General features: G+C 69.2%; 17 protein-coding genes and 2 pseudogenes. 8 read left to right on the top strand and 11 right to left on the bottom strand.

Features of this window, described 5'->3' with window-relative positions:
- Positions 1-99 precede the first annotated feature (99 nt).
- From ACFYZ8_RS11565 to ACFYZ8_RS11555, 3 genes are all read right to left on the bottom strand, one after another.
- Entirely contained in the window at positions 100-1,335 is a 1,236-nt protein-coding gene (locus tag ACFYZ8_RS11565; RefSeq protein WP_388534529.1) for an ATP-binding protein, read from the bottom strand.
- Positions 1,332-2,093 carry a hypothetical protein gene (locus tag ACFYZ8_RS11560; RefSeq protein ID WP_388534526.1) on the bottom strand — a complete coding sequence of 254 codons (762 nt, stop codon included), beginning with the start codon at positions 2,091-2,093 and terminating at the stop codon, positions 1,332-1,334. The genes ACFYZ8_RS11565 and ACFYZ8_RS11560 overlap by 4 nt, the downstream gene beginning before the upstream one ends.
- A gap of 101 nt (positions 2,094-2,194) precedes the next feature.
- Positions 2,195-2,701 carry a dual specificity protein phosphatase family protein gene (locus ACFYZ8_RS11555; protein WP_359033643.1) on the bottom strand — a complete coding sequence of 169 codons (507 nt, stop codon included), beginning with the start codon at positions 2,699-2,701 and terminating at the stop codon, positions 2,195-2,197.
- Positions 2,702-2,818: 117 nt separating this feature from the next.
- Between ACFYZ8_RS11555 and ACFYZ8_RS11550 the strand changes: the two genes are divergently transcribed.
- Positions 2,819-3,622, top strand: coding sequence for a nuclease-related domain-containing protein (locus tag ACFYZ8_RS11550; RefSeq protein ID WP_388534523.1), 804 nt, complete (start codon positions 2,819-2,821; stop codon positions 3,620-3,622).
- Positions 3,623-3,942: 320 nt separating this feature from the next.
- On the opposite strand, the gene ligD is transcribed toward ACFYZ8_RS11550, so the two are convergent.
- A complete protein-coding gene (gene ligD, locus ACFYZ8_RS11545; protein WP_388534520.1) occupies positions 3,943-4,824 on the bottom strand; it encodes a non-homologous end-joining DNA ligase in 882 nt (293 codons plus the stop codon).
- Positions 4,825-4,885: 61 nt separating this feature from the next.
- Between ligD and ACFYZ8_RS11540 the strand changes: the two genes are divergently transcribed.
- Entirely contained in the window at positions 4,886-5,926 is a 1,041-nt protein-coding gene (locus ACFYZ8_RS11540) for a Ku protein (protein ID WP_359033637.1), read from the top strand.
- Between the two features lie 51 nt (positions 5,927-5,977).
- Here ACFYZ8_RS11540 and ACFYZ8_RS11535 read toward each other — a convergent pair whose 3' ends face one another.
- From ACFYZ8_RS11535 to ACFYZ8_RS11505, 7 genes are all read right to left on the bottom strand, one after another.
- Positions 5,978-6,478, bottom strand: a complete 501-nt coding sequence (locus ACFYZ8_RS11535; protein WP_388534517.1) for a peptidylprolyl isomerase — start codon at positions 6,476-6,478, stop codon at positions 5,978-5,980.
- Between the two features lie 89 nt (positions 6,479-6,567).
- On the bottom strand, positions 6,568-6,966 hold the full coding sequence (locus tag ACFYZ8_RS11530; RefSeq protein WP_359033635.1) for a hypothetical protein: 399 nt from the start codon (positions 6,964-6,966) through the stop codon (positions 6,568-6,570).
- Positions 6,967-6,986: 20 nt separating this feature from the next.
- Complete coding sequence (locus ACFYZ8_RS11525) at positions 6,987-7,499, bottom strand: SigE family RNA polymerase sigma factor (RefSeq protein ID WP_388534514.1); 513 nt, start codon at positions 7,497-7,499, stop codon at positions 6,987-6,989.
- A gap of 182 nt (positions 7,500-7,681) precedes the next feature.
- The gene (locus tag ACFYZ8_RS11520; RefSeq protein WP_388534512.1) at positions 7,682-8,089 is read right to left on the bottom strand and encodes a hypothetical protein; all 408 of its coding nucleotides are present in this window, start codon (positions 8,087-8,089) and stop codon (positions 7,682-7,684) included.
- 98 nt (positions 8,090-8,187) lie between these two features.
- The gene (locus ACFYZ8_RS11515) at positions 8,188-9,216 is read right to left on the bottom strand and encodes an acyltransferase family protein (RefSeq protein ID WP_388534509.1); all 1,029 of its coding nucleotides are present in this window, start codon (positions 9,214-9,216) and stop codon (positions 8,188-8,190) included.
- 73 nt (positions 9,217-9,289) lie between these two features.
- A complete protein-coding gene (locus ACFYZ8_RS11510) occupies positions 9,290-9,952 on the bottom strand; it encodes a hypothetical protein (protein ID WP_388534507.1) in 663 nt (220 codons plus the stop codon).
- A 222-nt stretch (positions 9,953-10,174) separates the two neighbouring features.
- Positions 10,175-10,585 carry a VOC family protein gene (locus tag ACFYZ8_RS11505; protein ID WP_359033625.1) on the bottom strand — a complete coding sequence of 137 codons (411 nt, stop codon included), beginning with the start codon at positions 10,583-10,585 and terminating at the stop codon, positions 10,175-10,177.
- On the opposite strand from ACFYZ8_RS11505, the gene ACFYZ8_RS11500 reads away from it, so the two are divergent.
- From ACFYZ8_RS11500 to ACFYZ8_RS11475, 6 genes and pseudogenes are all read left to right on the top strand, one after another.
- Positions 10,572-11,108, top strand: coding sequence for a hypothetical protein (locus tag ACFYZ8_RS11500; RefSeq protein WP_388534504.1), 537 nt, complete (start codon positions 10,572-10,574; stop codon positions 11,106-11,108). The genes ACFYZ8_RS11505 and ACFYZ8_RS11500 overlap by 14 nt on opposite strands.
- Before the next feature lie 116 nt (positions 11,109-11,224).
- Complete coding sequence (locus ACFYZ8_RS11495) at positions 11,225-11,797, top strand: dihydrofolate reductase family protein (RefSeq protein ID WP_359033621.1); 573 nt, start codon at positions 11,225-11,227, stop codon at positions 11,795-11,797.
- 639 nt (positions 11,798-12,436) lie between these two features.
- Positions 12,437-13,153: a DUF1771 domain-containing protein gene (locus ACFYZ8_RS11490; protein WP_388534501.1), complete on the top strand. Its 717-nt coding sequence runs from the start codon at positions 12,437-12,439 to the stop codon at positions 13,151-13,153.
- 190 nt (positions 13,154-13,343) lie between these two features.
- Positions 13,344-13,830 (top strand): annotated as a pseudogene (locus ACFYZ8_RS11485) (IS5 family transposase); the annotation flags it as partial.
- 95 nt (positions 13,831-13,925) lie between these two features.
- A pseudogene (locus ACFYZ8_RS11480) lies at positions 13,926-14,060 on the top strand (DUF4158 domain-containing protein); the annotation flags it as partial.
- A 173-nt stretch (positions 14,061-14,233) separates the two neighbouring features.
- Positions 14,234-16,696, top strand: coding sequence for a DUF6185 family protein (locus ACFYZ8_RS11475; RefSeq protein WP_388534498.1), 2,463 nt, complete (start codon positions 14,234-14,236; stop codon positions 16,694-16,696).
- Positions 16,697-16,729: the final 33 nt, after the last annotated feature.

The following is a 16,729-nucleotide window of genomic DNA, read 5'->3' as shown; positions in this document are numbered from 1 at the left end:
AGGGGTGCAAACCTGACTATTCGCCACGTTAGGACGCCTGTACGGGGGTCGCCTTTCGCACTGGGCCATAGGTGAACCCGCCGGCCGGTGGTCGGACGGTCACCGCAACACCAGCGTCGCGACCGCCCCACCGTCCACCGCGTTCGAAAACGCCAGCCGGGCCCCCAGCACCTCCGCCTGCCCCACGGCGATGGTCAGCCCGAGACCGTGCCCCCGGGCCCCGCCCTCCGTGCGGAACCGCTGCGGCCCGTGCGCGACGAGATACTCCGGAAACCCGTCCCCGTGGTCCCGGACGGTCACCACCGCCCCGTCGACCGTCACGGACACCGGACCCCGCCCGTGCCGGTGCGCGTTGGCCACCAGGTTCCCCAGCACCCGCTCCAGCCGCCGCCGGTCCGTCTCCACCGCGAGATCCCGCACGACGACGAGCTCCGTGTCGGTGCCGGACGCCCGCACCACCCGTTCGGCCACCGCGGCCAGACACTCCGTGTCCAGCTCGACCGTCTCCCGCCCCGTGTCCAGCCGGGAGATCTCCAGCAGATCCTCCGTCAGCGTCCGCAACGCCCCCACCCGGTCCCGTACCAGCTCCGTCGGCCGGCCCGGCGGCAACAGCTCGGCGGCCGCGTGCAGCCCCGTCAGCGGAGTGCGCAGCTCATGGGCCACATCGGCGGTGAACCGCTGCTCGCTCAGCAGCTTCCCCTGCAACGACCCCGCCATGGTGTCCAGCGCGGCCGCCACCGCGGCCACCTCGTCCTGCGGCCGCGACGGATCCTTCGTACGGGGATCGCCGACGCGCGCGTCCAGGTCGCCCGCGCTGATCCGCCGGGCCACCCGAGCGGTCGTGTGCAGCCGCTTCGTCACCCGGGTGACCGCGAACGCCCCCACCAGCAGCGTCGCCGTGATCGCCGGCAACGACGACCACAGGATCGCCCGGTCGAGGCCCGCGATCGTCCGCGCGCCCTGCGCGTAGTCGACCTCCACGGCCAGCGCCCGGTTCCCGTCCACCGGCCCGGCCGCCCACATCGTGGGGCGCCCGCGGTGCATGCCGACCATCGTGCCGCGGTCCCCGGCGACCGCCAGCGTCCGCAGCGGCACCGGCAGGCCCGGCGGATCCACGCCCGCGTCCCACCTCAGCGTGTCCCCGGCCTCGTACGCCTCGGTCGCCTCCTTCAGCCGGCTCAGCGCCAGGTGGCGGGCCTCGCCGACGGTCTGGTTCGTCACCGAGACATGCACGAGGACACCGAGCAGCGCGGCCAGGGCGCAGCACATCACGGTGATGAACACGGCCGCCTTGACGGCCAGAGTGCCGGACCAGCGGGGCAGCGCGAGCCTCATCGCACGCTCGCGGAGGGGCTGGGTGCCGGGCTCTGCACCGGGTTCCGGTCCGGGCTCCGCGCGTTGCCGAGGGCACGGCTGCCGGTGGGCAGCATCTCGTCATGGGTCAGGAGCATCGACTTCTGCCGCGGGTCCCAGGTCCACTGGAGCCGGTACTCGTATCCGGCCACCTCCGACGGCGAACGGATGATCACGGACCGCCCGGCCAGCTCGACCCCGCTGAGCGCGTCCTCCCAGTGCATCACCCGCACCAGCCGGTGCTTCTCCACGGTGTACACCCGCACGGCGGTGACGCTGCCGGGCAGCTGCCGGAACCCCAGCGTCAGGTCCTTGCGCCCGTCACCGGTCAGGTCGCGGTAGTACGGCTGCAGGACGGGACACCCCTTTCCGGCCGCGCCCTTCTTCCCGCAGTCCGCCATCCGGCGGGCGGTACCGACGTACCCGCCGTCGGCGTAGCTGCCGGGATCGTCCTTGATCTCGGCGCGGACGAGCGCGACCGGATCCACCCCGCGGATGTCGTCGCCGGGTACGGACACGCCTGCCACCACCTCCGAGTCCACCTCGCCGATCTCGTAGGCCGGGCTGGAGGCGGGCGTCAGCTGCGGCCACAGCCGGTCGGGGCTGATCGCGGTCGGAGTCGAGCCGGCGCCCACCAGGTCCCCCGCGTCACCGCAGCCCGCCGCGGCCCCGCACAGCAGGGCGACGGCGGCGGCGGCGACGGCGCGGGTCGTACGGGGGGCGCGGCGGGCGGGTGGCACTGTGCTCTGTGCTCCTGGGGTCGGGGCCGGTCGGGGTGCGTCGGCCCCGTACACATTATTCGTACGGACGTCCTTTTTGCCGTCCGGTGGGCCCGGGGGGCCTACTCGGTCAGCTCCTCCAGCAGCCGGGCCGTCGGCAGTCCGGCCCGGAGATACTCGACGAACAGCTCGTTGTGCAGCGCCCACGGCGAGCGCCGGCCGCGGATCAGCCGGATCGCCGCGTCGGCCGTGTGCCCCCGGCGGACGAGGGCGTGCGCCACGACCAGGCCCGAGCGGTTGTAGCCGTGGTAACAGCGGACGAGGACCTTGCGGCCCTCGTCCAGTGCGTCGCTCGCGGCCTGCGCCAGGCGGATCACGCCCGCGAGCTGGGTCCCGTCCAGCGGGCCGTCCGGAATCGGCCACACATGGTGCTCGACGCCGGGATCGGGGCCGTGGCCCGGCAGCCGCAGCAGCGTCTGCACGAGCTCGAACTCGTCCCGTACGACGGCGAACTCCCGTTGCCCGGAAAGGCCCTGGAACTCATGGCCGCCCATCCACAGCCCGGGCACGATCTCGTCCCACGGTCTGTCCGGAGCCGGTACGTCGGGTTGCTTCCTGCGGGTCCGCAACAGCGCCTCCCCAAGCCCTGCAACTCGCTGCAAGTCACTGCAACTCACCCCAAAGGTAACCGGCTTCTTGCCTGCGCAGCACCCCGCCTGTTCCCATGGTCCATGGGGTGATGGTGCATGAGCGGACTGCGCGTCGTACCGACCTGGCGCCATGGTCAGGAACGGCTGTACGTCTGCCTCACGGACGGCAGGAACATCGCCTGGTACGACCGTGAGGCGGCCCGGATCAACCTGCTGAGCGAGGACCGCAGAGAAGACGTGCTCGACGCCCTCGGGCCCTTCCTGACCGGCCCGGTGGCCGTGGGCCCGCCCCCGGTGCCGACGCCCGCCGAACTGGCCCGGCTCTCCCTCGCCCCCGACGACGACCTCGCGCCCAACCGGCCGGGCGAGGCCCTCCAGGTCGCCCTGGACCGGGACCCCGGGCCCGCCCACCGGCTCCGCCGTGACCCCCGTCGCCGCGCGCTGGAGGCCGAGCAGACCGTTGGCGAGGCCCTCGACCGTCTCGACGGCGCGGGCTGGCACACCCTGCACTCCGTCCCGCTGCCCGGCGGCGACCGCGTCCACCATCTGGTGATCGGCCCCGGCGGACTGTTCGCCGTGCACGCGCTGTACGCCCGCAGACAGCGGGTCACGGTCACCGACCCGACGGTCGCCTTCGGCCGCCGCGAAGCCCAGCCGCTGCTGCGCCGCGTGCGCGCCGACGCCGACCGCGCCTCCTACGCCCTGACGGCCGAGGTCCACCCGGTCCTCGCCCTCGTAGCCCCCGCAACCGTCACGGTCACCGCCCCGCCCCGTGGCGTCCGCGTCCTCACCGACACGGACCTCGAAGCCCTGGCCCGCCTGGGCGGCATCCTCAAACCGGCAGACGTGGAGGCCCTGCACGCGATGGCCCGGGACCGCCATACCTGGGGCAGGGTCTGACTGTGTGGGCCCGGGGCGACGACAAGGTCTGAACAGCGCCCACCGCACCGACCCAGGGGCGCGGGGAACGGCGCGACCGGCCCCCACCGCCCCGCGGCCACCCGACGACCTGCCCGAGGTCTCAACACCGCCCACCGCACCGACCCAGGGGCGCGGGGAACTGCGCGACCGGCCCCCACCGCCCCGCGGCCACCCGACGACCTGCCCGAGGTCTCAACACCGCCCACCGCACCCACCCAGGGGCGCGGGGAACTGCGCGACCAGCCCCCACCGCCCCGCAGCCGCCCCGCGACCCGACCCGGCACCCCCCTCGCGCGCCCCTACGGCAACCGAGACGCCCGCCCACCATCCAACAGCGGAGCGAGCAGATCACCGTAGTCCTGGAGCCGACCCCCCATGTCCCCGGCCTCGAAGGCCAGCTGCCCAGGCGCCCCGCACGCCTCGACCTCGCTCCACGTCACCGGCGCCGACACCAGCGGCCGCTCCCGCGCCCGCAACGTGTACGGCGTCGCCGTGGTCTTGCGCGCAGCGTTCTGGCTCCAGTCGACGAAGACCTTCCCGGGCCGCAGGTTCCGCGTCATCCGGTGCAGCGCCAGCCGCGGCATCGCCCGCTCCGCCTCCACGGCCAGCTGCTTCGCGTACTCCGACACCTGATCCGGCGACGCCCCCCGCACGGCCGCCAGCAGATGCAGCCCCTTCGACCCCGCGGTCTTCGGGTACGCCGGGATGCCGTCCGCCGCCAGCCGTTCCCTGAGCCAGAGCGCGACCTCGCAGCACTCGACGATCGTCGCGGGCGGGCCCGGATCGAGGTCGAGGACCAGGCGGTCGGCCTCGTCGGGCGTGCCGATGGGCCACTGGTGGGTGTGGAACTCGGTGACCAGGTTGGCGGCCCACATCAGACTCGCGAGGTCCTGAACGAGCACCATCCGGGCCGGCCCCTCCGAGCGGGGCACCTCGGCGGTGGTGACCCAGTCGGGCGTACCCGGCGGAACGTTCTTGGCGAAGAACACCTGACCGTCGGGACCGTCCGGATAGCGCAGGAAGGAGACGGGACGGTCACGCAGATGGGGGAGCAGCACCTCGGCCGTCGTGGCGTAGTAGTGCAGCAGCTCGCCCTTGGTGAAGCCGGTGGCCGGATACAGCACCTTCTCCAGATTGCTGAGCGCGAGCCGCCGCCCCTCCACCTCAGTGATCGGCGTCATACGATGAGAATCTCACGCATACCTGGCAAAACGGTGTAATACCCCAGAAAGGGTGCTGCTGGTGAGATCCATATGGAACGGCGCCATCTCCTTCGGTCTGGTCAGCATCCCCATCAAGCTGGTCAACGCCACCGAGAGCCACTCGATCTCCTTCCGCCAGATCCACACCGAGGACGGCGGCCGGGTCCGCTACCGCAAGGTCTGCGAACTGGAGGACCGCGAGATCAGCCAGTCGGAGATCGGCAAGGGGTACGAGGACGCGGACGGCACCATCATCCCGATCACGGACGAGGACCTGTCCCACCTGCCGCTCCCGACGGCCAAGACGATCGAGATCGTCGCCTTCGTGCCGGCCGACCGGATCGACCCCCTCCAGATGGACGCGTCGTACTACCTCCAGGCGGGCGGCGCCCCCGCGGCCAAGCCGTACACCCTGCTCAGGGAGGCGCTGAAGCGCAGCAACAAGGTGGCCATCGCCAAGTACGCGCTGCGCGGCCGCGAACGCCTCGGCATGCTCCGCGTGGTCGAGGACGCCATCGCCCTGCACGGGCTGCTGTGGCCGGACGAGGTCCGCGCGCCCGAGGGCCTCGCCCCCGACACCAAGGTCACCATCAGCGACAAGGAACTCGACCTCGCCGACGCCCTGATGGACACCCTCGGCGAGATCGACCTCGACGAACTGCACGACGAGTACCGAGAGGCCCTGGAGGAGGTCGTCGCCGCGAAGGCCGCGGGCGAGGCACCCCCGGAGGCCCCGGAGCAGGCCCGCGCCGGCAAGGTCCTCGATCTGATGGCCGCGCTGGAGAAGAGCGTGCGGGAGGCGAAGGAGTCGCGGGGCGAGGAGCCGGCCGCGGAGGTCAGAGAGCTGCCGCAGCGCAAGTCGGCCCGAGCGGCGCCGAAGCAGACCGGCGGGAAGAAGTCGACGGCCAAGAGCGCCACCGCGAAGAAGACGGCGGCCGCGAAGAAGACCACGGCGAAGTCGGCCCAGGGGGCGTCGCAGAGGTCGTCACAGGGGACGAAGAAGACCGCGTCCGCCAAGAAGACGACGGCCGCGAAGAAGACCCCGGCCAAGAAGACGACCGCCCGCAAACGGTCCGCGTGACCCGCGCACCGCCGTGGGCACCGCGCAGGTCACGTCCGGCGTCCGGTGAGGTCAGCCGACGACCTTCGCGGACTCGATGATCACCGGCTGCGTCGGCACGTCACCGTGACCGCGGCTGCTGCCGGTCCGCACGCCCTTGATCTGGTCCACGACGTCCTGGCCCTCGGCGACCTTGCCGAACACGGTGTAGCCCCACCCGTTCGGGCTCTTGGCCGTGAAGTTGAGGAACTCGTTGTCCGAGACGTTGATGAAGAACTGCGCGGTCGCCGAGTGCGGGTCGCTGGTGCGCGCCATCGCCACGGTGTACGCGGTGTTCTTCAGACCGTTGTCGGCCTCGTTCGGGACCGGCGCGAGCGTGGGCTTCTGCACCATGTCCGGGGTGAAGCCACCGCCCTGGACCATGAAGCCGTCGATCACCCGGTGGAAGATCGTGCCGTCGTAGTGCCCGTTGCCGACGTACTTCAGGAAGTTCTCGACGGTCTTGGGCGCCTCGGCGTCGGCGAGCTCGAGGACGATACGGCCGAAATTAGTGGTCAGCTCGACCCTGGACATGGGAATCGTCCCTTTCTGGTGGGGCATGACCGAAGCATCTTGTCACACGGCCTCCCGCACCCTTCCGGGCCGCACGCCCCTTGTGGCCCTCAAGGCGCCAGCGACGGCCGGGGAGCGGTACCGGCCGCGGTCCCCGACGGAACGGTCCCCACCGGCGTCGGCACGGCCTCCGGTGGGGAAGGCACCGCCGACGGCCGCCCCGGGTCCGGGCTGCCGGGGGTGGCTGCCGGGGGACTGCTCGCCGGGGCCAGCGGCACCGAGGAGCGGCCGGGTTCCGCACCGGGCAGCGCGGCCACGACCCCGGCGGCGAGAACAGCGGCGACCAACGCCCCCACGGCACCCGAGACCGCCGTACGACGCCGCCGTATCCGTCGCCCGCCCGCGACCGCCGCATCGGTGACACTGGGCAGGACCGGCTCCCGCGAGCCGTCGAGGACGGCCTCGAAGGCACCCCGCAGACGGTCACCTTCGTCGTGGCTGTCGTACATCTCCCTCCTCACCTCCCACCTCACCTCCCGCTCGTCTCGCCGGCCAGGCCCTCGACGAGCCCCCGCAGCCGGACCAGCCCGCGGGCGCTCTGGCTCTTGACCGTGCCCGGCGTCACGCGCAGCGCCTCGGCGGTCTGCTCCACGCTCCAGTCCTCCCAGAACCGCAGTACCAGCACCGCCCGGTAGCGGGGCGGCAGTTCCATCAGCGCGGCCTGCATCACCAGCCGCAGCTCGGGCGTGACCGGCGGCTCGGCGGACATCGGCTCCGGCACCTCCTCCGTCGGCTCCTCCCGCCAACCCCGTTTGCGGTACTGGTCGATGAAGACGCGGGTGAGGATCGTACGGGCGTAGGCCTCGACGTTGCCGTCGCGCCGGACCCGTCCCCAGGAGGCGTAGAGCTTCATCAACGTCGTCTGGGTGAGGTCCTGCGCCTGGTGCCAGTCCCCGCACAGCAGATACGCGCTGCGTCTGAGCTGCCCCTGCCGGGCCTCGGCGAACTCCCGGAACTCCCGCTCCCGGACTGCTTCCCGCACCCGCCCCGACCCTCCGCCGAACCGATCACACCTGTCCTTCAGAGGTACGGCGCGACGCTCCGGGAGGTTGCACGCCCCCGGAAGAAAAGTTTCCGCCCGCCGCGTGCAACCCGCCCCGGCCGGTGCCCCGTACTCCTCTCACGCAACCAACCCGACTACCAAGGAGCAGTCTTGACTAACCGTCATGGCATCCGACCCACCCGCCGTCTGCTGATCGGCGTCCTCGCGGGAAGCGCCGTGGCCGTGGCGGGCTGGGCGGCCGTCGCGGGCGCGGCGACGGGCTCGGCCACGCCGAGGCCCGCGGCGACTTCCGTACCTTCTACGGCGCCGTCGCCTGTGCCGTCGGCCGTGCCGTCGCTTGTGCCGTCCGGGGCGCCTTCGGCGGTGCCGTCACCGGTGCCGTCACCTGTGCCGTCAAAGGGGGCGTCCGCGCCGAGTCCGGTGCCCTCCGTGCCGGGGACGGCGCCGAGTCCGGTGCCCTCGGTCCCGGGGACGGCGCCGAGTCCGGTGCCCTCCGTTCCAGGACACGCGCCGAGCCCCGCCCCCGCGGAGCCGACCACGGTGCCGAGCCCGGTGCCGTCGGTGGCCAAGGGGGCGTCGAAGTAGGGCGGAGCCGGAACGGTCAGCAGCCGCCGCGGGGTGGCGGGGGACGCCGCCCCGCCACCCCGGCGTACGCCCGACGCGCCCGTCAGACGCGCCCCGCCTGAACCGGCACCGCCTCCCGCTGCCGGAAGGCCCACCGCATCTCCGGCTCCACGACGCACCGCAGGGCGCGCCGGACGGGCGGGGCGCACAGCGCCGACACGACGGCGGCGGCGACGAGGGCGACCACGCCCACCCCGAGCGGCCCGTGGACCCAGGCGGGCCCGTACCAGCCCCAGAACCGGGCGCCCTGGACGAGGAACCCGTGCAGCAGATAGCCGTAGAGCGTCCCCGCGCCCAGCACGGTGAACCAGGTCCGCCGTCCGGGCACCAGGGCGAGGAAACACGCCACCAGGACCAGCGAACACCCGAAGGCGACCAGCGTCATCACCGGCCCCGCCCAGGCGGGCGCCCCCAACTCCTGCGCGCTGTCCCGGTGGTAGAACCAGGCCCCGCTCATCCGCGGCACGGCCCAGTAGGCGAGGAGGAGCGCGAACGCGAACACCGGCAGGGCCGCCACCCGCACGGCCCGCCGGCGAACCAGCCGGAAGTGCTCCGGCCGAAGGCAGAGCCCCAGCACGAAGTACGGCAGGAACTGCAGAACCCGCTGAAGGTCGAGGTCGTCACCGATGGAGGGGGTGAGCGAGGCGAGCATCGCCACACCGAGCGCGACCGGCACCGGCTGCCTCACCCGCCTCCACAGCGGAGTGCTCAACCGCCACACGAACAACGCCACCAGGAACCACGTCAGATAGAGCGGATCCAGCAGACTCACGGCCCGGTCCGGTTCTTGATCGGTCCACCGTGTGAAGAACGTGTACGCCGTCTCGAACACGACATACGGCACGACGAGCCCGGTCACCAGCCGCCGCACCCGCTCAGGGCCGGCGTCGAAGTTCCGCGAGAAGTACCCCGACACGACGATGAACGCCGGCATGTGGAAGGCGTACACGACCAGATACAGCGCGGACACCCCCCGGCTCCCGTCCCGCAGGGGCTCCCACGCATGCCCGACCGCGACCAGCACGATCGCCAGATACTTTGCATTGTCGAAGAACGCGTCCCGCTCAGGCATCCCGGTCGCCTGACCACTTCCGGGCGGACCAAACCATGGACATCTGTGCGGGAAACCAACGGGCGACCGGAGTTCACGGCAGCTCGATCAGAGCGATGCTCTCCGCCTGCGCGACGGCCAGGCGGGTGCCGTCGGGATGGAGGGCGGCAACGGGAGTCGGCACGCGGCGATGACCGAAGCATGTGGGCTTGACGGGTACGCCGACCTCGGGCCACTCCGCGACGACGCGCCCGGTGGCCGCGTCCAGCAGCCGCGGGTGGCCGTGCAGGGACAGGACCTGATCGCCGCGGGCCAGGAGCAGCACGCCCGGGTCGGCATCGGGGACGGGGCTGCGGTGGAGCCAGTGGCCCCCGGACATGGACCACACACCGAGGTGGCGCGGCGGGAGTGCGAGCTCCTCGTCGTCGTACCACTCCTCCGAACCCGTCGCCAGGACCAGCCGGTCACCGTCGAGCCAGCAGCCGGCCGTGACCTCACCGCCCATGACGGCCATGGCCGGCAGCAGGCCCTCGCCGTCGAGGCTGTTCGCGTCGGCCGGCGCGAGCGCGGTGTCGTAGACCAGGGCGATCCCGAAAGGCTGCCAGATCCAGCCGACCGAGAGCAGGAAGCGCCCGTCGGGGCTCAGGCTGAGCCTGGAATGAAAGACGTCCTCCGGCTCGCGTCCGCCGACGGTCAGCCGCTCGCCGTCGGCCGCGTCCTCGATCTGGAGCACGTTGTACGACTCGGGGCAGTGCACGACGACGTCGCGCCCGTCGCCCAGTTTCCCGAGGGCGAGGGGATAGTCGTAGTCCGGTGCACGGTAGTAGCTGCGGTCTCGGGACTCAGGACTGCCTCGAGCGCGGCCATGGAACGGCAGTGCTCACGCAGAACCCTTGGCTCAGGCAGACGTCGAGCGACATCATGAACAGTCACCTGCACATCAAAGCGCACGCATCCGACACGTCATGCCCCCGCCCGACTAGTCACGCTTGGGCCAGATCGGGCCCTGGTCGGTCCAGATGACGCCCTTGTTGCGGCACAGGCAGAAGGGGTGGCCGACCGGGTCGGTGTAGACCTGCCAGCCGTAGCCGTCGGGGCCGATGAAGTCCTGCCTCAGAGTGGCGCCGAGGGCGAGGACGCGGCGCTGCTCGGACTCGATCTCGTCCACTTCGAAGTCGAGGTGGAACTGCTTGGGATGCTCGGTGTCGGGCCACTGCGGGGCGCGGTAGTCGTCCACCCGGATGAACGCCAGCTCGATCTCGCCGAACCGGATGCCGGCCCAGTCCTCGGAGCTGCCTTCCTTGATCGGACGGCCCGTCACCTCGGAGTAGAAGGCCGCCAGCTTCATCGTGTCCGGGCAGTCGACAATGAAATCGGTGAGTCGCAGCATCCCGCGATCTTGTCACAAGGTCATACCGGTCTTCGAGACAGTCGGCGCCGTCTTCTACCCTGCGGTTGCGTTCGAGCAGTTCAGACGGGGAGGGACGGCGATGGGCGGCAACGCATGGAGTCACGCGGGCCCGTATCAGCAGGACCTGACGGTCGCATTCCAGCAGGCCCAGGAAGAGACCCTGGCACAGGACAACCACGGCTTCCTGGCCCGATCCGTCGAAGAACTGTGGCGCGATCCGGCGTGGCAGGAGTACATCTTCACTGGCGGCACGTGCACTGTGCTGGACTTCCCCCTCATGATCGACGCCACGGACACCGACGACGGTCCGTTCATGCGGCCGCTGACTGACGGTGAAGTGCGCGCGTGGGCTCCCCACGGCCGACCCACCTACGAGGAGTGGCGCGACGCCCTCGATACCGAGCGGCTGGAGTTCCCGGGCCGTGCCCAAGGAAACTGCACGGTGCTCTACCGTGACGGCCGCCCTGAGCAGATCGGCTACTGGGGCGTCACGGCCGACTAGCGAACGGCGCGGGCGGGCGCCTGTGGTGAAGACCGTCTGTCCGGCCGATGAGTAAGGCCGCCACGCCAGGTCTACCTGCGTGAGACCAGTCCGGTCGAAGACCGCAGGAGGCCGAAGTGTCCAGATCAGTGCTCGACATGTCGGTGTCAGTCGACGGGTACGTCGCCGACACCGACGATTTCCTCGGCGGCGACGACGGCGAGCGGCTGCACAAGTGGGCCGACGCTGACGGGGAATCCGGCCGGCCGTCCGGGCCGGCCGCGCAATTCCAGGACGAATGGAATGCGGCCGGGGCGGTGCTCGCGGGACGGCGGACTGCCGAGCTCATGGATCACTGGGGCGGTGATCACGGCGGTCTCCCGATCTTTGTGCCCAGCCACCGCCCGCCCGGCCCGGCCGCCCGCTGGGGCTATCCACTGGTGACGTACGTGACCGATGGGATCGAGAGCGCGATGGCACAGGCCAAGGCCGCAGCCGGAGGCAAAGACGTGCAGGTGCGTGGCGCGTACACCGGGCAGCGGGCGCTCGAGGCCGGGGTGCTGGATGAGGTGCAGATCCATCAGATCCCGGTGCTTCTCGGGCGCGGCCGTCGCCTGTTCGACGTGCTGCCGTCAGAGATCGAGTTGGAGATCGCCCAGGTGCTCGACACACCGCAGGCCACCCACATCCGCTACCGCGTCCGTCGCTGAACGCACGGGCAGACCACGCGATCAACGATCCTCACGCACAACCAGTGAGAGACAGCGAGAAAGGGCGGGAGTCAGCGACTGACTCCCGCCCTCTTCTGTCGGCATCCGCCCTGGTCAGAACACGCTTCTGGGGTTCTGACCGGCGAGTGCCCCCGGCAGGATTCGAACCTGCGCACACGGCTCCGGAGAGCATGTGTTGAGCAGGTTCATAACCTGCTCTGAACTGGGCGTATCCGCACGAGCGAGGTGCGGTGTCATGACTTCTATCGCATATCGTGCGCACGCTGCTCACCAGGCTCGCGCCGGCGCCATCTCGATAGGTCTGCAGGAGGCGTGCACCGCTCCTCAGGCTGTGTGCGGCCAGATGCCGCCCCTGGTGCCCCAGCATCGGTGGCGGCTGGAAGGTGAAGCGCCGACGCCTGGGAGGGAGGGCACTGTCCACTCACTGCGCCAGCTTGCGCTCTTCGAGCGTAGGCTCGAAAAGCAGGCTCGTCTGTGGCTGAGAGCTTGGTGAGCAGGATGCGAGACTCTGAACTTGATCGCCTTGGGCGCGCCAGGGACGATGCTTTTCATCGTCAGCAAGATGCTTGGCGGGCGATGACACACGCTCAAGGAATACGTAGGGGCGCACGAGAAGTAATGAACCGCTCCTACGACGAGAAGCAGCGCGCCTTCGACGAGAAGCAGCGGCTATGGGATCAATATCAGGCCACCAGATCGTATAATAGTCCGCTGATTGAACAGCTCGACGCGCGCCAGGAATCAGCTTTCCGGAATATGCAGGCTGCATTCCAGCAAGCCTCTGCGGCCTACGAGGCTCGTGACGGTGCAGCTGCGAAGGCGTACTCTGTCAAAGGGCATGAATATAAAGAAGAGGCGCACGAGTCCACCGAAGAACGCAGACGTCTGGTCCAACAGAATCGTGACGCCAGAGAACTATTCGAAGAAGCGAAATCATTTTTCGATGAGGCTAACGAAACTTACAAGACTGATCGAGATTCATTTCAGTCCGCAGACGCCAACTATCAGCACTTGCGCGCTCCGTTCGAGCGTGCGAGGGCAGAGTTCCAGGAGGCGAAGAAAGCTTTTGACAATCGTCTGCAATCTCTGAAAGGAGAGGGGCAAGAAAGAGGGATTCTTTTCGATCAATCGGTCAGCTCTAAACCTCCTGCCGGGGCCCGTGGGGAATACAGTTTTCAGGACGGCAAAGGGGGAGCCACTCAGTACTATGACGATAAGCATCATGTGTCCTGGGATCTGGACGAGGAAGGTCGGAGGATCGATCAACACTGGACTAACCAGAGGCTCAAAAAGAAGCATAAGAATCGACATGAACCGCCCCCGCATGCACATTGAGGCTTGTTCGTTCCCAGTCGGGGGTGAGCAGCTTGGTGCATGGCTGGCAAAAGTAGATGTTTGAATTGTCGAACCCTGGCTCCATGGGGCTGATGGACTGACAGATCGCAAGTCAGTCCTCATCATGTATGGCACGACCGTGTCTCTCCAGCGTGAAGGGGCCCCGGCCGGCGAGCCGAACGACCATGCTCTCGGACGCTCACGCGGCGGACTGACCACCAAGATCCACCTGGCCTCTGACGGCCGTTGCCGTCCCCCGGCCTTCCACATCACACCGGGCCAGGCGGGCGACGCGCCCGCGTTCACCCGCGTTCAGCCAGGTCATGGCACGCTTACGAGTGCCCCGACCGATTGGACGACCAAGGGTCACCCCGGAGGCGGTCCTGGCCGACAAGGCGTATTCCTCCCGCGCCATTCGCACCCACTTGCGCCGTCGGGGCATCAAGGCGGTCATCCCTCAGCCTGCCGACCAGATCGCCAAGCGCAAACACCGCGGCCGATTCGGCGGCAGGCCGCCAGCCTTCGACAGGACCGCCTACCGGCAGCGCAACACCGTCGAGCGGTGCAGCAACAAACTCAAGCAGTGGCGTGGCCTCGCCACTCGATACGACACGACCGCCACCGTCTACCTGGCCGCACTGCACATCGCGGGCATCTTCATCTGGTCCGCTCGGTGATCCAGAAGAGACGCCCTAGCACGTCCGCCGGAGGGCCCGCTGGGGTTCACGGAAAGATCGCTGGACGGTCGTCGGTGCTGGCTACGGTCCGTTTCGTGCCGGTGGAGTTTCTGACTGATGAGCAGGCCGAGGAGTACGGGACGTTCACCGAGGTGCCCACGCGCCCGGAGTTGAAGCAGTTCTTCTTCCTCGACGATGACGACCGGGATCTAATCGCGCTGCGGCGTTCCCACCGACGTTGACCGGGAGGGCGTCTGCCGGACCCGGGCGGCGCGCCTCCTCTCCTCGGCCGCTGGGGTGGAACTGCGTGCGCGTCGGCGCATCGCACGGCATCGCGCGAGGTCGGCCGGGGGATCCTCGGATGGTGATCCGTCCCGGCTTGTCCGCACCCTGCCGTCTGTGTGTGCTTGTGCTGCTTCTCTGCCTCGCTCTGCCCGCGATGGGAAGAGCCGAGGCCGCCGAGGACGCCCCGGCGGGCTGCCGACCCGGCCAGCTCGAGACGGCTGAGGTCACGGCACTGGCTGAGTTCAAACACCGCGGCAACGACTTCAGCATGGTTACGAGCACCATGGACATCAGCGTGCCCGCCGGTTGGACTCACGCCTCCGACCTGCTCCTGGACGCCCATTCGCCGGCCTATCGGTCTGCGCTGGCGTGCCTGGTGGGCAAACCCCCACCCCGGCAATATCAGTACGACTTCCGTGATTACGAGTGGCGGTTCAAGCCGGTGACGGTGAAGGCCGACGGCCAGCGGGTCAAGGTTCACTACGAGGCTGCCACGTGGGTCCAGTCCAGCTCCGACGCTGTCGGCCCCTGGGTGCTGACGGTGTCGAAGGAGAACTGGCGCATCGCGTTGCGTCCTTCTCAGGCCCTGAAGGGCGCCGATTGGGACAGGGTGCAGGTCGACCTGGGCGGACGGGGCGCCCTGAAGGCCACGCCTCGGCCGACCTTCGGCGAAGGTGGAACGAGACTGAACTGGCGGCACAAAGCGCCCAACCAGAATCCCACGGTCACTTTCCGCCCACCCACGGTGCAGTATTGGGACTTCATCACGACCTCGACGGAAGAACCCTGGCAGGTCTGGGAGACGTGGGGCACCTATAGCGCATCGGAAGCGTTCTGGTACGTCGCCTCAGGTGCGTTGTTGCTCGTCGCGGGTCGCCGGCTGAGGCGCAGTCTCGCCGATACGACGACGCCGGAAGAGTCGAGAGCACTGCACTACCTGCGGTGGTGGGCGCTCCTTTTGATGTTCCTGGGCGTGCTCGGCTATATGAACGACAACGTCTACCGGTGGCTCCAGCATCTGGAGGGCTGGCACTGGGACTACGAACCGACGGTCGCGGTGTTCGTCCTGGCGTTCCTCGGGCCTGCGCTGTGTCTGTTCGGCAGCCGGTCGAAGCGCCTCCTCTTCAGTGTGGGCGCAGTCGTCCTGGGCGTACTCGGCTGGTACGTGGTGTCGGAAATTTTTGACTTCACCCTGCTCCCCACAGCCGACCGGGTGTTGTCCACTCCGGGCTGGACCGTTGCAGCCGTGGCCTGCACCGCACTGACGGCAGTGTGCTGGATCGGCGTGATCGCAGCAGGGCAGCGGATGCTGCTGATCAGAGAGAATCGGATCCCGACTCGCATGATGGTCGCCGCCGCCCTTGCAGCAGCGGCGGCGACCGTCCTGTGGGCCTACCTCGCCTTTGACCGCTCCTGGGAGCGAATCAGCTGGCTCGGCGACCCAAGTTCGCCTGATTTTCAATACGTGTGGGAGGAAGCGCTCGATTCATGGTGGTTGCAGTTCCCGGCATACGTTCTGGATCCGCTGCTGTTCATCGTCAGCGTCCTGGCGCCGCTGCCCGTGCTGGGCGTCCTGCGGGTCTGCCGGGCCGAACAGCACGAGCAGGGGGCGTTCACACCCACGCCTGCGGAGAAGTGCCTGCTCGTGGCCCTCTTCGCCATCACCTTCGCACCCGACGCGAACTACTTCGGCTTCTCCGCATACGCGCTCACCCTGATGCTGTGCCTGTGCACGGCCTGGGGAGTACTCGTCCTGGGCTCACACTTCTCCGTACTGGAGCAGCCCTTCGCCGACAACGCACCGCTGGGAAGGACGATCTCGCTGACCGACAGGGCCGACGTGCTGCGCCTGGCGCGCCGGTTCAGGGAGCGCCAGACCCGCCTGAGTCAGCTCAGTACGTCGAACCTGGGGGAGCGTTCCGCCGAGCGGCAGTCGATCGAGGCCGAGATCGACCGAATGGACCAGGCGTTGCCGGAAGGAGTGAGACCCGCCGATCTTCCCCTCGCCTTTGGGCCGATGCCCACGTGGTGGGGCAATGCTCGCAGGGGGGCCGTCAACGCGTGTCTCCTCGGCCTGCCCGCGACTGGCCTGCTGTACTGGGCCGAGGCCGTAAAGGGCCACTCCTGGATGCTGAACGCGCAGGATCCAGCAGGGTTCGTCTGGATCGTGCTCGAGATCCTTTGGTGGCAGGTCGCATGGCTCGTCGGGGGATTCTTCCTCGGAGCGCTGTGGCGTGATCTGCCGGGCCGTCACGGGCCGACGAAGGCACTCTTCGTCACGCTCGCGTTCGCCATCCCGGCAACGGCCGATTTCCTCATCCTCCAAGCCATCGGCGGGAGCGTGCCCCAGGTGATCGGCGAGATCGCCGCATTCGGCTCGGTGACGACGTGCACGGGCCTGATGATGGATCTGCAGACCTTCCAGAACGAGCGCCGCTACTGGCCGACCAACGCGAGTCTCGTCGCTTACGTCTACCAGATGCGCTTCGCCACGATCGCGTTCTTCCTGGCACAGCTGCTCGCGCTCGCCACCCTCTGGAAGACCTTCGCAGATGTAAGCACATCGCCGCACGGCCACTAGCCCTCCGGCGGACGTGCTAGGGCGTTTCTTCTG

This window comes from Streptomyces sp. NPDC001668, from assembly GCF_042893155.1.
Lineage (GTDB): Bacteria > Actinomycetota > Actinomycetes > Streptomycetales > Streptomycetaceae > Streptomyces.
The sequence above is the reverse complement of the archived record's forward strand: the minus strand, read 5'-3'. Positions and strand labels throughout refer to the sequence as shown.